The sequence below is a fragment of the Bacillus sp. FJAT-27001 genome, from assembly GCF_019039175.1.
In the GTDB taxonomy this organism is placed as follows: Bacteria; Bacillota; Bacilli; order Bacillales; family Bacillaceae; genus Bacillus; species Bacillus velezensis.
Genome location: NZ_JAHOAA010000003.1, coordinates 567,837 through 580,415, shown reverse-complemented (window position 1 = coordinate 580,415; position 12,579 = coordinate 567,837). Strand labels below are relative to the sequence as shown.

At 43.0% G+C, this 12,579-nt stretch carries 15 protein-coding genes, 1 tRNA gene and 3 pseudogenes; 7 read left to right on the top strand and 12 right to left on the bottom strand.

Features of this window, described 5'->3' with window-relative positions; all coding sequences use genetic code 11:
• Positions 1-188 precede the first annotated feature (188 nt).
• Positions 189-869, bottom strand: a complete 681-nt coding sequence (locus BGM27_RS13120; RefSeq protein ID WP_007407393.1) for a protein tyrosine kinase EpsB — start codon at positions 867-869, stop codon at positions 189-191.
• Between the two features lie 5 nt (positions 870-874).
• A complete protein-coding gene (locus BGM27_RS13115; protein WP_007407394.1) occupies positions 875-1,582 on the bottom strand; it encodes a YveK family protein in 708 nt (235 codons plus the stop codon).
• A gap of 244 nt (positions 1,583-1,826) precedes the next feature.
• Here BGM27_RS13115 and slrR point away from each other — a divergent pair, with 244 nt between their 5' ends.
• Both slrR and BGM27_RS13105 read left to right on the top strand, forming a co-directional pair.
• Positions 1,827-2,282 (top strand): HTH-type transcriptional regulator SlrR, encoded by a 456-nt coding sequence (slrR, locus tag BGM27_RS13110; protein ID WP_007407395.1) that lies wholly within the window; start codon positions 1,827-1,829, stop codon positions 2,280-2,282.
• A gap of 80 nt (positions 2,283-2,362) precedes the next feature.
• A complete protein-coding gene (locus tag BGM27_RS13105) occupies positions 2,363-3,811 on the top strand; it encodes a carboxylesterase/lipase family protein (RefSeq protein ID WP_007407396.1) in 1,449 nt (482 codons plus the stop codon).
• Positions 3,812-3,849: 38 nt separating this feature from the next.
• Here BGM27_RS13105 and BGM27_RS13100 read toward each other — a convergent pair whose 3' ends face one another.
• Together BGM27_RS13100 and BGM27_RS13095 are read right to left on the bottom strand one after the other, a co-directional pair.
• A complete protein-coding gene (locus BGM27_RS13100; protein WP_007407397.1) occupies positions 3,850-4,380 on the bottom strand; it encodes a dihydrofolate reductase family protein in 531 nt (176 codons plus the stop codon).
• A gap of 79 nt (positions 4,381-4,459) precedes the next feature.
• Positions 4,460-5,089 carry a YczE/YyaS/YitT family protein gene (locus BGM27_RS13095; protein ID WP_007407398.1) on the bottom strand — a complete coding sequence of 210 codons (630 nt, stop codon included), beginning with the start codon at positions 5,087-5,089 and terminating at the stop codon, positions 4,460-4,462.
• Positions 5,090-5,223: 134 nt separating this feature from the next.
• Between BGM27_RS13095 and paiA the strand changes: the two genes are divergently transcribed.
• Entirely contained in the window at positions 5,224-5,742 is a 519-nt protein-coding gene (gene paiA, locus BGM27_RS13090; protein ID WP_007407399.1) for a spermidine/spermine N(1)-acetyltransferase, read from the top strand.
• 41 nt (positions 5,743-5,783) lie between these two features.
• Here the strand turns inward: paiA and BGM27_RS13085 are convergent, their stop codons facing one another.
• The 4 genes and pseudogenes from BGM27_RS13085 to BGM27_RS13070 all read right to left on the bottom strand — a co-directional run bounded on the left by BGM27_RS13085 (position 5,784) and on the right by BGM27_RS13070 (position 7,503).
• Complete coding sequence (locus tag BGM27_RS13085) at positions 5,784-6,272, bottom strand: phenolic acid decarboxylase (protein WP_007407400.1); 489 nt, start codon at positions 6,270-6,272, stop codon at positions 5,784-5,786.
• A 21-nt stretch (positions 6,273-6,293) separates the two neighbouring features.
• Positions 6,294-6,452: a DUF3237 family protein gene (locus tag BGM27_RS13080; RefSeq protein WP_007407401.1), complete on the bottom strand. Its 159-nt coding sequence runs from the start codon at positions 6,450-6,452 to the stop codon at positions 6,294-6,296.
• A 255-nt stretch (positions 6,453-6,707) separates the two neighbouring features.
• Positions 6,708-6,988 (bottom strand): annotated as a pseudogene (locus BGM27_RS13075) (DUF1433 domain-containing protein).
• A 227-nt stretch (positions 6,989-7,215) separates the two neighbouring features.
• Positions 7,216-7,503: a DUF1433 domain-containing protein gene (locus BGM27_RS13070; RefSeq protein ID WP_007407403.1), complete on the bottom strand. Its 288-nt coding sequence runs from the start codon at positions 7,501-7,503 to the stop codon at positions 7,216-7,218.
• A gap of 241 nt (positions 7,504-7,744) precedes the next feature.
• Between BGM27_RS13070 and BGM27_RS20790 the strand changes: the two genes are divergently transcribed.
• Positions 7,745-7,984 carry a hypothetical protein gene (locus BGM27_RS20790; RefSeq protein ID WP_323740631.1) on the top strand — a complete coding sequence of 80 codons (240 nt, stop codon included), beginning with the start codon at positions 7,745-7,747 and terminating at the stop codon, positions 7,982-7,984.
• Here BGM27_RS20790 and BGM27_RS13065 read toward each other — a convergent pair.
• A complete protein-coding gene (locus tag BGM27_RS13065) occupies positions 7,916-8,266 on the bottom strand; it encodes a DUF1433 domain-containing protein (RefSeq protein ID WP_007407404.1) in 351 nt (116 codons plus the stop codon). The two genes, BGM27_RS20790 and BGM27_RS13065, sit on opposite strands and share 69 nt — an antisense overlap.
• 66 nt (positions 8,267-8,332) lie before the next feature.
• On the opposite strand from BGM27_RS13065, the pseudogene BGM27_RS13060 reads away from it, so the two are divergent.
• A pseudogene (locus BGM27_RS13060) lies at positions 8,333-8,443 on the top strand (sporulation transcription factor Spo0A); the annotation flags it as partial.
• Positions 8,444-8,623: 180 nt separating this feature from the next.
• Here BGM27_RS13060 and BGM27_RS13055 read toward each other — a convergent pair.
• On the bottom strand, positions 8,624-8,938 hold the full coding sequence (locus tag BGM27_RS13055; protein WP_020954330.1) for a DUF1433 domain-containing protein: 315 nt from the start codon (positions 8,936-8,938) through the stop codon (positions 8,624-8,626).
• Between the two features lie 21 nt (positions 8,939-8,959).
• On the opposite strand from BGM27_RS13055, the pseudogene BGM27_RS13050 reads away from it, so the two are divergent.
• Both BGM27_RS13050 and BGM27_RS13045 read left to right on the top strand, forming a co-directional pair.
• Positions 8,960-10,420 (top strand): annotated as a pseudogene (locus tag BGM27_RS13050) (alpha/beta hydrolase family protein).
• A gap of 16 nt (positions 10,421-10,436) precedes the next feature.
• Positions 10,437-10,748 (top strand): hypothetical protein, encoded by a 312-nt coding sequence (locus BGM27_RS13045; RefSeq protein WP_007407407.1) that lies wholly within the window; start codon positions 10,437-10,439, stop codon positions 10,746-10,748.
• A gap of 58 nt (positions 10,749-10,806) precedes the next feature.
• Here BGM27_RS13045 and BGM27_RS13040 read toward each other — a convergent pair.
• A tRNA-Arg gene (locus tag BGM27_RS13040) sits at positions 10,807-10,882 on the bottom strand.
• Between the two features lie 216 nt (positions 10,883-11,098).
• On the bottom strand, positions 11,099-12,568 hold the full coding sequence (locus BGM27_RS13035) for a glycoside hydrolase family 32 protein (protein ID WP_007407409.1): 1,470 nt from the start codon (positions 12,566-12,568) through the stop codon (positions 11,099-11,101).
• Positions 12,569-12,579 lie beyond the last annotated feature (11 nt).

Sequence of the window (12,579 nt, the reverse complement as noted above, 5' to 3'; positions counted from 1 at the left end):
ACGGTTTTCGTAAAAACAGACATAACAGCTAAGCCGATAACAATGCATCATCTTAAGATAAAATTGGGCATTTAACCCGTCCTCACACCCCGCCACCGACGACCAGCATCTAAGGCAGCGGAAAACGCCGCCCACAGCAGAGCCGAGTGCCTCCGTTGATAAAGGTAAGGAGACATCACCTGCACCGCTCAATACGAGTAGTGCTCTGTTTTTTTGATTTTCTTTTTATTCAGCAGCGCCCCCAAAAGCTTTGCCTTTGACTGCTGGAGCGCGTCTCTCGCCTTTTGGACGGTATCCATTTTCGTTTTTCCGCTCAAGACGACGAGAACGCTTCCATCTGTCTGGTTCGCTAAAATCTGTCCGTCCGCCACAGCCAAAAGCGGAGGTGAATCGAAAATAACCAGACTGTACCGGCTGTACATCTCCTGAATCAGCTCTCCCATCGCCTTTGAAGATAAAAGCTCAGCCGGATTCGGCGGCGTCGGCCCGCTCGTTAAGACGTAAAGGTTATCAATCAGCGTTTTTTGCACCGTTTCGCCGAGGGAAGCGTTTCCGACTAACACATTCGTAAGGCCTTGTACATTTTCAAGCTGATAGGTCTCGTGTATCGTCGGTTTTCGTAAATCCGCATCGACGAGCAGCACCTTTTTTTCCTGCTGCGCAAATACCGCGGCAAGGTTGGCGGCGCTGAATGATTTTCCTTCTCCCGGAACGGAAGAAGTGACGAGAATAGAGCGCAAATGGGTCTGAACAGAGGAGAACTCAATATTTGTCCGAATGGTGCGGTATTGTTCAGCCACCAATGATTTGTGATGTAAAACGGATATTTGAGCCAGTCCCCTTCTTGATTTCTTTTTTCTGAATCCCAAACGCCTCACTCCCCGAAATGTTTTTCATCAGACCGTGTCTGCTGATTTTTGATGTCATACACAACCCCTAAAACAGGCAAGTCTGTTTTTTCGCTGAGCTGCCGCTCGCTTTTAACGGTTTCATCAAGAAAGTGGAGAAAAAACGCAAGCGTCACACCCGCCATGAGAGCCGCACCGAACGCCATCATGATATTTCGGATGCGCGAAGGCTTGACCATCGGGCTTTCCGATGCTTTTGCCTCAGACAAAACAATGACGCCTTTTATATTCATCCTGTCACGGACTTCTTTTTTAAATGTCTTCATCAGCGTGTTCGCTATAGCGGCAGCCTGTTTCGGGTTCTCGTCCTGCACCGCTACGGTAATGATCTCTGAATCGGTTTCGCTGCTTGTCGTGATCTTTGCTTTTAAAGCGGATGCCGTCTCAGAAAGATGCAGCGTCTGCTTCACTTTCTCAAGCACAACCGGGCTTTTCATTATCGTTTGAAATGTATTGTTGTAATGAAGATTCAGCTGAACGTCGCTGAGATTCGAATTTTTTTCACCGCTTGTTTCATGAATGAGCACTTGGGTCGATGCCTGATAAACGGGCGAAATCACCCGGAATTGGATGTATCCCGTCACCAGCGTTACAACTGCTGTCATGATAAAAATCAGTAAAAGTCTGTGTTTAATAATGTCAAATAATTCTTTAAAACTCATATTCTCATTCATGTAATTACAGCCTCATCCTTATTGCATCAGGCTTAAACGCCCCCTTCTGTTAATGATTGGATTATAAAAGAAAAGGTCGAAATTTGAAAATTTCAAATTAAGCCATTTGGTTCTTTTTAAAGAACATTATCATGATTTTCCTCTTATTTACTGCACTTACCTTATAATTTTAAATTTTATAAAGAACGAAAAATTTCTTATAATGAACAAAAAAATGCCAGTATACAGGGGAGAATTCAGCACAATGATTGGAAGAATAATTCGTTTATACCGCAGAAGAAAAGGCTACTCTATTAATCAGCTAGCAGTTGAAGCAGGTGTCTCTAAATCTTATTTAAGCAAGATAGAACGGGGGGTTCACTCAAATCCGTCCATCCAATTTCTGAAAAAAGTATCCGCCACCCTGCAGGTCGATCTGACGGAGCTTTTTGATGCCGAAACGATGCTGCACCACATGGGAGACACGGAAGATGAGTGGCGCATCCACCTTGTGCAGGCCGTGCAGTCGGGCATGCCGAAAGAAGAACTGTTCACCTTTACGAACAAACTGACTGAAAAACGCCCGGAGCCCGCACCCTACCGCAACAGAAAACTGACTGAATCCAACATTGAGGAATGGAAAGCGCTGATGCAGGAAGCCAAAGAACTCGGCTTGTCCGTTCAGGAAGTCAGATCATTTTTAGAACGGAAGCGTTACTGATGATATGCTGATGAAAAGGCTTTTATTCGCTTCATGTCTTCATCTCTGTTTATAATGAAAAGAAAAAAGGGGATGAAATCATGACAAAACTTACCGTTCAAACCCGCTCCGGCGCACTGAAAGGAACTGCCGGCCGCGGTGCCCGCACATGGAAGGGCATACCGTACGCGAAGCCGCCCGTCGGAGAGCTCAGATTTAAAGCGCCGGAGCCGCCCGCACCTTGGGACGGCGTAAAACATGCCGATTCGTTCGGGCCGATTTGTCCGCAGCCGGATGATATGCTGTCTATATCGTTTTCCGGAGATGTACCGCCTCAATCTGAAGATTGCCTTTACCTCAATGTTTTCGCCCCCGATTCAGAGGGCGAAAAAAAGCCTGTCATGGTATGGATACACGGCGGGGCATTTTATTTAGGTGCCGGAAGCGAACCGCTTTACGACGGATCTGCCCTTGCCGCTGACGGAGATGTCATTGTAGTGACACTCAATTACAGGCTCGGACCGTTCGGCTTTTTACATTTGTCTTCTATTCATGACGTGTATTCCGCCAATATCGGGCTGCTCGATCAGATCGCCGCCCTGCGCTGGGTGAAGGACAATATCTCCGAATTTGGAGGAGACCCGGATAACGTCACGATATTTGGTGAATCGGCAGGCGGCATGAGCATCGCCTCCCTTATGGCAATGCCTGACGCAAAAGGCCTGTTTCATAAAGCCATTTTAGAAAGCGGCGCCTCTCATACGATCCCGGCGGACATGGCAAAAGACATCGCGGCGGCATTTATTCATGAAGCCGGCACTGATCAATTGCAGGAGCTTTCCGTTAATGACCTGCTTAAGACTGCGGATAAAGTGCGGCGCTCACTAGATCAAAACATTTTTCAGCTTTTGTTTCAGCCCGCCATCGATCCGGCCACATTGCCTGCGGAACCGGTGAAAGCCATAGCAGACGGGGCCGCAGAAGGCATACCTATGATCATCGGAACCAATCGTGATGAAGCATATTTGTTTTTCACCCCTGATACAGACATTCATTCCGAGAAAAAGCAGCAAGATTATTTGCATTATCATCTCGGAGAGAACTGCACCGAGCAAGCGGCAGATTTATATCCGCATTCATTAAAGGGACAAATCGATATGATGACGGATCTGATTTTCTGGCGGCCGGCTGTCGCTTTCGCACAAGGACAGTCGCAGCACGCACCGGTCTGGATGTACCGCTTTGATTGGCATGGCGAAACACCGCCGTTTCATAAAGCCGTTCACGCTCTGGAATTGCCGTTTGTGTTCGGAAACTTTGATTCTTTGAGAAAGACGCTGCAAGAACCGCTCGGTGATGACGCAGAACAGCTTTCCAAACAAATCCAATCCGCATGGCTCGCTTTTGCAAAAACCGGAAACCCGAACACCTCTCACTTCAATTGGCCTGAATATGATACCGATTCACGCGAAACTTTGCTTTTCAACACGGATACCGCTGTCGAAAGTGATCCCGATTCAGCAAAACGCCGCATCCTGTTTCAAGCATAAAAAACGCCAAGGGAGCCGGCTCCCTTGGCGTTTCGTTTTCATCTCACTTCATAATGCAACTCCGCAAATTGCTTATAGCGCCTGACATCAGTCAGCTTCAGACCTGTCTCCCGGTCTCCGGGTTTGAACAAAGAAATTCCGCGGCCGAGCAGAACGGGGGCGATCTGAATGATAAACTCATCGACAAGTTTTTCCTCCAAAACCGGGTGCAGCAGATCACTCCCGCCGACAATCCAAATCCGCTTGCCTTCTTGGCGTTTCAATGCTTTTATAAAATCGGCAGGCTCTTCATGAATAAACCGCACATGTTCAGTGCCCCCGGTCAATGTCCGCGAAAACACATAGCATTCTTTACCTTTGTACGGAAATTCCTCAGGCAATAAAACCAATATTTCTTCGTATGTTTTTCTGCCCATGATGATCGTATCGACAGATTCATAGAAAGCTTCATAATCGGTGCCGTCTTCACCTTCAGTTCCGATTAACCAATCTAAAGAATGATTTTCCCGCGCAAGATAACCATCTGCGCTGACAGCTCCGTAAAAAACGAGCTTTCTTTGACCGCTCATAAAAATCCCTCCCCCTTTTTTATTATACCTTGAACATGCGGATGAAATGAAGAATGATAGAATCGGGTAAAAACCCCCGCTACCGGGTTTTCGTTTCTTCCTGTTTTGGAGATGCTGTTACTATGCCGTCTATCCATCTTCCGGTAATCGGCATAAAGAAATGGAGAATGACCCCTCCTAAACAAACGGTTAATAACGTTCCGATGCCTACCGGACCTTTTAGCATCACGGCCAGTATGAAAAATATGAAGTAAATGACCGTTCTTGAAAAAAAGATGCTTCTCCCGGTTAATTCGCGGACAATTAGCGTTAACCGATCAACCGGGATCGGTGCGAAATTTGTGTGCAGGTAGGTTGCGGTTCCTATCCCTATCACAACTAAACCGATTACAAAACAGCCCGCCTTTCCGTACCATAGTTCAGGCGTTATGACTCGATGCAGAAAAAAAAGCCACATATCAATCCCGATTCCCGTTATGAACGCCGTAATCATCCCTGAAAATTCCGGCCTTTGCCTTTTTAACATTGAATTACAGCAAATTAACAGGAAAGCGATGATGATTTCCCAGCTTCCCACGGTAAGCCCTGCATGGACGGACAATCCCACAATAAGCGCATCAAAAGGCGATGTTCCAAGATCTGATTGAATCGTGACAGAAATACCAAAGGTCAAGATCATGATTCCTAAAACATAAAAAACATATTTCACTTTATCGTCCTCATTTTCTTATTTTATGTTGCAAATACAACAAAAATACGTTATGTTTACTATACGGTATTTTCATTGCAAATACAACAAAAAAATCAGCTGATATGATAAATGAAGAAAGGAGCTGTATGACCATGAGTATTCAATTAAAAAAGTGCAGCCTTAACGATATAACAGAGCTTCGGGAGATAAGCATTGAAACATTCAATGATACATTTAAGGATCAAAATTCACCAGAAAATATGAAAGCTTATTTGGAAAATGCATTCCGCTCTGAACAGCTGAAAAAGGAATTATCCAATCTGTCTTCTCAATTCTATTTTGTTTATTATCATGATGACCTTGCGGGGTATGTAAAAGTCAACATGAACGAAGCACAATCAGAAAAAATGGGTGAAGATTCTCTTGAGATTGAGCGAATTTATATAAGAAAAAACCACCAGAAACACGGACTCGGCAAATATCTGCTGAATGAAGCTGTGAAAATCGCAACAGCACACAATAAAAAGAAAATCTGGCTGGGCGTATGGGAAAAAAACGAAAATGCAATCGCCTTTTATCAAAAAATGGGGTTTGTCCAAACTGGAGAACACTCTTTTTATATGGGGGATGATAAGCAAGTCGACTTTATCATGACCAAAACCCTGTCGTAAAAGGATACAAAAAACCCGGCCAAGCTGCCGGGTTTTTTCTCTTATTTTAATTTTCCCGCACGGATATCATCGGTCATTCCTTCGTACGGCGCTTCTGAAATCAGTGCTTCGTTATTGATTCCCGCATTGTTGAGATACGTAATATCCGCAAACTCGGGAACGACATATTTCGGATACGTTTCATATTTCTCACGTGACTCTTTCATCACGTCAATGTAATCATTTTGGTAGCACACCGTGATTTCCGGATGCTCATGCACCCATTTCGGGAAGAAAATAATTCCGTGCATCCGTTTTTCATTCGGCATAAAGTTTAAGGAAACGTCTGTGCCTGTCGGTTCAGTCCATGACACTTTGTATACGCCTTCTGTCAGTTTGACGATATTCACTTCCTGGTCGCGCACCCAGCGGCCGCCCACCATTCCGCTATGAATCCGATAGTCGATGGTATGATCATTTTTAATATAGATTTCATACTCCCAGCCGTTTTCATACGTGTAAATCATATGGCTTCCGATAAAGTTTTCCATGTTGACTCACTCTCCATCTTATTATTGAACTTCATAAATATCTAACCGAATGTCATCCGGCAATCTGACCGCAGCCCCGATAAACAGCCGGTCCTGCAGATGCTGATATGCCTCGCTGCTTGTTTCAAACACAGGCACAGTGCGGAAATACACGTGCTCGGGATCAATGATGCGGTTCACTGACTCATAAATGACTTTTTTAAAGAAGGTTCATTCAAGGACGTATCACCTCCCGAGATATTATGTTTATTTAAACATGTAACTATTTACATGTTTAATTGTAACGCTGTTAAAATGGACTGTCAAATAATGAGCTGTTTCCGGTTATGTTTTTCAGTGTTCAATAAAAAAAGACAAGGGCGGCACATGCCGAAACCCTTGTCTTTTTCATTTGCTGTATACTCATATATCAAAAAACGCCAGACGAGCGTCTTCTTAGTAATCGCAATCTTTATCTCTGCATTCTTTCTTACAGCGTCTATTGAGTGCCCCATGATCTTGTCATTTGCCTTATCGTAAATACCATCGAATTTATTCGATGTATCACCGTTGTAATAGCCAAATACCTCTATCCCGCCCATTGGATCTATTTCGTATTTATCTTTAAATGTAACGTTATGTATGCCTTCATAATTCGATTTGATAAATTTCTCCATTCGTTCTTGAGCAATCTTTATCTCTTCAGCCTGAGCATTTTTATCATTACTATTCTTCATTATAAAACTTCCGGCTGCTATTAAGATAATGAACATAATAATATATTTTTCACAGAAACATCCGTATCATCAGTTATGATGAAGCTCGCGGACTAAACGACCGGTGACATCCGGTGCATTAATTCATACAAAAACAGACGCCATTTAGGCGACTTAAAGTTTTTCTTCAATGTTCACAGCGGATCATATAAACCGGCAAACAAGAGAACTTCTTTATTTTGCGTCTTTTAGTATTCACATTCTTTTTCCTGACATTCGGGTTTCTCTTCCGCATCGACTGACGAAACTCCTATTTCATCATTCGTTTTGTCATAAAGTCCGAAAAATTCTTTTTCCTTATTACCATTCAAGTACCCCTTCACGGAAATACCACCCATAGGATTTATTTTATAATCGTTAATGTATGTAATTTGCTTTATATCTTTGTGATTAGCTTTTATATAGCTTTCCATTTTATTTTTCGCTTGGTTAAAAAGTTCTTGCTCTGCTTCTTTTTTACTATGGTGGTACCTCATGTAGGTACTTCCTGACGCTATAGTTATTACAAATATCAGGACAATCATGTATTTCTTCACAGACTCATCCTTTCTTAGATTAAATTTACATCAACCTCAGAGTGTTGTACATGTCTAAAAAACATCAATGTATCAAATATCAGTGATCGAGATTACTTTTATATAAGCGTTAGTTAGACTAGCCTAAAGGGTGTGTGAATTTCTAAAAAAGTTTATAGTCAGATCTAGATTTAATAAAGTTATGAAGGAGAAGGGAATTCAAAGCCAGAAGGAATTGGCTGATTTAGTTGGTTCAACTGATGTTACGATAAGCAGATTTAAAACAAATACAAGATATGATATCACAACACTATTCATTATTAAATTAGAGGAAGAGCAATACAACAAAATTAGTCCAGCTCGATTGAGCAGGCTAATTTATCTTGTACAAAGAAAGCTTATCTTTACATTCTTCTTTTGGTTCGGCATCAACCGTATATGATAATATTTCTTTATTGCCTGGATCATACAGACCTTCAAACTCTTTTTCTCCGTTAGTATAACCCTTAACACTAATACCATCCATTGGATTAATATAATAATTCTCAGAAAAATGGATATCATCCGCATTTTTATAGTTCGTTGTTAAAAACTTTTCCATATGATTCTGGGCTTCTTCGAGTAGAGCAAACTCTTTTTCCTTTTGATCATACCGATGCTTCATAAAAAGTCCCCCAACTGCTATAATTATTAAAATAAGGATAATTATGTACTTTTTCTTCATTTGGAAATCAACCCCTTCCTATAAATAACTGTCGTTCTTAAGTAAACGAAATGAGCGAAAACTCGATATGAATATACTTTCAGCATGTCAAAAGCAAAGCTAACCAATTCAGAATTCATCGCGATTGTTGCTGACAAGTTAAGATTGGAACTTAAAGCGAGTGAAATGCTGATCTGACGTTTTTCCTATCGTTGAGTTGTCATGATATTTGTACCGTTAATATCGGGGATACCTCGACAAATGAGACGGTAGAGGCGATTGATCTCAGGAATAGGTTTGAACTGTATGAGAAACATATCTCGAATCTTGTAAGATAATTAAACAAAATAAATACCCACTCATCCTGAGGTGGGTATTTTACCTTTCTTCGGCATTGACCACTGAAATCCCTATCTCCTTATTCGTTGGATCATATATACCGGAAAATTCTTTTTCTTTATTATTATTTATGTAGCCTGAAACTTCAACTCCGCCTGTCGGATCGATATTGTAGTCTTTTGAAAAATGAACTTCCTTTACATTTTTATAGTCTTTTTTCAAGTAATTCTTCATGTGCTCTTGCGCCTCAATCACAAGTTTTTCTTCGTTTTTATGTTTATCATATTGATGCTTCACGAAAAAAACTCCCACTGCTATAATTATAACAATTAGGATAATAATGTATTTTCTCATGCGTATCATCCTTTCGGAACTATTTTACAATATAAGAAAGGTGATGTATATTTCACAAAAGGAAAAGAAATAACCGTCTCTGATGTCACAGATAAAGAATATTACCGTTTGTTTGAGTCAAGCAGCTTACAATTATAAAATGTTAGCCCTGCATATGAAATATAAAACTCCTTACAAAATAAGTAAGCGTCATATTGGTACGTTGAGAAAGCGCAGCAGGGTACTGATACGGGGCTTGATGCCTTTGTATTCTCAAAAGGCATCAAGACAAAAAGCAGAAAATGGATCAAATCAAAAAACCCCGAAAACGTGGTCGTCGCCTTTGCGGGAACCGATATCGCAAAAGATCCGATCAATGACGGCGCAAAAGCGGACGGCAGCAATATTGTTTTCGGAAATGATCCGAAAAAAGAAGTACATTATATTGTAAAAAAAGACGCAAAGGATACATCAAAAACACTCGGAACCTATCACGGAACGCCCTCTCAAGACGCCATGCTCACAACCGGAAAGTATAAGCTGATGACGAAAACATCGCAAATCGATCAAGCCGATCAGCTGGTACGCAGCGTAAAGAAAAAGTATGCCGGAACGTCAACGATTATTTCAACAACCGGCCATTCACTCGGCGGCGCTGAGGCCGAATACAGCGCGGTGAATAATGATGTGTATGCCGTCGCGTTTAACAGTCCTTCCGTCGTGAAACTGCACGATGAGGAAACACAGAAAGACATCAACAGCGGCATTTACGATCCTTACATCCGGTCAATTATCAATCCGGACGACATGGTCGGGGCGGGTTATTGGAACGAATATGACCGCCACAACGGGACAACGATTTATACGAAAAACCCCTCGCTCTCACAGTTCAGCCGGAAGCAGCGGCTTGATGGGAACTTAAACGAGCAGATCAGCAAGAATCTCGCTTATTTCTTCACTACCGTCATTCTGAGAAATCCGGATACACACGGCTTAAACGAAGCGAATTTCATATTTGACAGAAACGGAACTATCGCAAATCCGAACGGAGATGAATTAGTCTTTGACAAAAACCTCGGCGCTCTTCTGCCGGCCGGTGCGATCGGAAGCGGAGACGCGATAAAAGTAACGCCGACAAACGCAAAGAAGCTGGCTGAAAAGGTGCAGGCCATGGCTGAGGATTTGCGGACAATGAAAAAAGAAGCGCAAAACGCCTATCAGGAGCACGATGAAAAAATCGCCGAGCTGAAAACGGAATTCTACGGTCAAGTCGGACACGGCTTGTTTGACCAGCTTCAAGCACAGGACGTGACCAATACCATTGAAGATATTGCGCTATCTTACGAGAAAGGCCCGATTTTTTACGACACTCAGGCTGAGCAGGCGTTTATTGATTCTTTGCAGGCGGCGATCACGGACCTAGAAGAGATCGGCGGATTCTTACATAAAATAGCAGACGAATTTCAGAAAAAAGACCAGTTGCTCGCAAACTGGTTAAGATGATAGAGGTGTATACATAATGCCGACATTAGACGAACTTTTAGAACACAAGGACGATCCAATGAAGAAAATGCTGCAGCGGCAGATGCTGAAAACAGGGATGACGCAGGCAGCGGGGACAAAACTTGAAACAGTCCGCCGAACGCTGAAACCGACATTCGAAATGGATACGTTGAAAGATGAATTATATGAAGTGTATTCAGCACTATTGAACAGCTTTGAAGGCAAGGCGCAAAAAGCTCTCGCGCAGCGGATCAGTGAAAGTGCGCGGCTGATTGCCGGAACCGAACATAACAGAGACACATTCGTTAACAGTTTCAAAACAAGATAAAATAAAAAACCTCGCAGATTTATCATCTGCGAGGTTTTTCCTATCCTCTTAACTGAGACGCGCTCGGAGGGATTCGAACCCCCGACAGACGTGGTACCGGAAACCACCGCTCTATCCAACTGAGCTACGAGCGCACGTTTTTTCAATCAGATACCTTTATATTATAATAAAGAAACGCGCAGAAAGCAACTCTTTTTTGATAATGCACAACAGGATTATGCAGCGTCCTCATGCAGCATAATCCTGCATCGTTTACCGGCATTGATTTTCACAAAAAACCCATTTCAGGCGTACTGCCTCCCGGCTCGGTTCATTTTCAATCACTGCAGAAAAAGCGGTAATCACCCGTTTCAGCTTCTTTTCCAAATGTCCTTTAACGTCCAATAGGTGAATTCCTCAACTTTTACGGCGCCTTTCTCAGAAAACAGCTCAATCCCCAATCTGCCTTCATTCGGATAGATACGGCTTGTCATCGTTGTTTCTCCATGATTGGCGAATACTTCAATCGAGGATCTGTCAATAAAGATACGCAGCGCCAGCTTGCCGTTTGTATCCGTCTGCACCCTTCTCACACCGTCTTTCGCTTTCCCCATCTTGGTGCAATCAAGTGTCAGCTTTTTATCCGTTAGATTGTATGTCAGCACAAGTTCTTCTTCGTCAAGGCCGCGAATCTTAAAACCTGCCGTTTCGGCATCAGAATCGTTTATATCAAACACGACTCGGACTTCAAGCAGGTCTTCGGACGTCTTTGCCAAGTAACTCCCTGAAAGCGATCGTCCGGCACATTCCCGATATTCCATTTTCCGCAGCTGCTTGGTTTCTTCCACGGGATTCATCAAAAGTTTATGATCATCACGCAAAGTCAGTTCTCGCGGCAAAGTCAGTGCACCGCACCATCCGTCCGCTTTTGTCGGCATCTCAGATTCCCACATATCCATCCAGCCGATAGCAATTCTGCGTCCTTTATCATCTAATAATGTTTGCACGGCGTAAAAGTCATGGCCGTGATCCAGTTCTTTAAAAGCGCCGTGTGTAAATTTGTTTGTTTCATCATGATAGTCACCGATTAAATAGCCGGTTTGATGTAAATTTTGATAGGAATCACCGTCCGCCTCGATCCCCTGGGGCGAAATCAGCAGGACATGCTTGCCGCCTAATTCAAAGAAATCAGGACATTCCCACATATAGCCGAGATTACCGTCACTTTGGGCGAGAACACCCGCGTATTCCCAATCACGCAAATCAGGTGAACGGTATAAAACGACCCGTCCGACGTTTTCTTTTGAAGAGTTGCCGATGACCATATACCAAACATCGCGATGCTTCCATACTTTCGGATCGCGGAAATGACGGGCGCTGTCTTCCGGCGGTTCCGCAATAACAGGGTTTTCCTGAAGCTTTTCAAACACGATTCCATCTTGGCTGACAGCGATATTTTGAGTTTGATAGAATAGGTCTTTCTCTTGATCAATTATATTATGTCCTGTATAGATGAGGGCTAATCTTCCATGATCATCGACCGCGCTTCCCGAAAAACAGCCGCTTTGATCGAATTCATCGCCCGGAGCTAAGGCAACCGGCAGGTGCTCCCAATGAATGAGATCTTTACTTTTTACATGTCCCCAATGCATCGGCCCCCAATGCTCATCATACGGATGATGCTGAAAAAAGACGTGGTATTCTCCTTTAAACTGAATAAGCCCGTTCGGATCATTGATCCAATTCGCCCGGGGCATAATATGGTACCCCAATCGATATCTTTGTTTCACTTTACCCTCGGCTTCCTTCAAAGCTTCTTCCGCCTGCTGAATTCTATCCATTTGTAACATCC

Coding starts and splice junctions, on each gene's coding strand:
- BGM27_RS13115 (WP_007407394.1), bottom strand. CDS start 1,582: ATGAATGAGAATATGAGTTTTAAAGAATTATTTGACATTATTAAACAC.
- slrR (WP_007407395.1), top strand. CDS start 1,827: ATGATTGGAAGAATAATTCGTTTATACCGCAGAAGAAAAGGCTACTCT.
- BGM27_RS13105 (WP_007407396.1), top strand. CDS start 2,363: ATGACAAAACTTACCGTTCAAACCCGCTCCGGCGCACTGAAAGGAACT.
- BGM27_RS13100 (WP_007407397.1), bottom strand. CDS start 4,380: ATGAGCGGTCAAAGAAAGCTCGTTTTTTACGGAGCTGTCAGCGCAGAT.
- paiA (WP_007407399.1), top strand. CDS start 5,224: ATGAGTATTCAATTAAAAAAGTGCAGCCTTAACGATATAACAGAGCTT.
- BGM27_RS13085 (WP_007407400.1), bottom strand. CDS start 6,272: ATGGAAAACTTTATCGGAAGCCATATGATTTACACGTATGAAAACGGC.
- BGM27_RS13070 (WP_007407403.1), bottom strand. CDS start 7,503: ATGAGGTACCACCATAGTAAAAAAGAAGCAGAGCAAGAACTTTTTAAC.
- BGM27_RS20790 (WP_323740631.1), top strand. CDS start 7,745: ATGAAGGAGAAGGGAATTCAAAGCCAGAAGGAATTGGCTGATTTAGTT.
- BGM27_RS13065 (WP_007407404.1), bottom strand. CDS start 8,266: ATGAAGAAAAAGTACATAATTATCCTTATTTTAATAATTATAGCAGTT.
- BGM27_RS13055 (WP_020954330.1), bottom strand. CDS start 8,938: ATGAGAAAATACATTATTATCCTAATTGTTATAATTATAGCAGTGGGA.
- BGM27_RS13045 (WP_007407407.1), top strand. CDS start 10,437: ATGCCGACATTAGACGAACTTTTAGAACACAAGGACGATCCAATGAAG.
- BGM27_RS13035 (WP_007407409.1), bottom strand. CDS start 12,568: ATGGATAGAATTCAGCAGGCGGAAGAAGCTTTGAAGGAAGCCGAGGGT.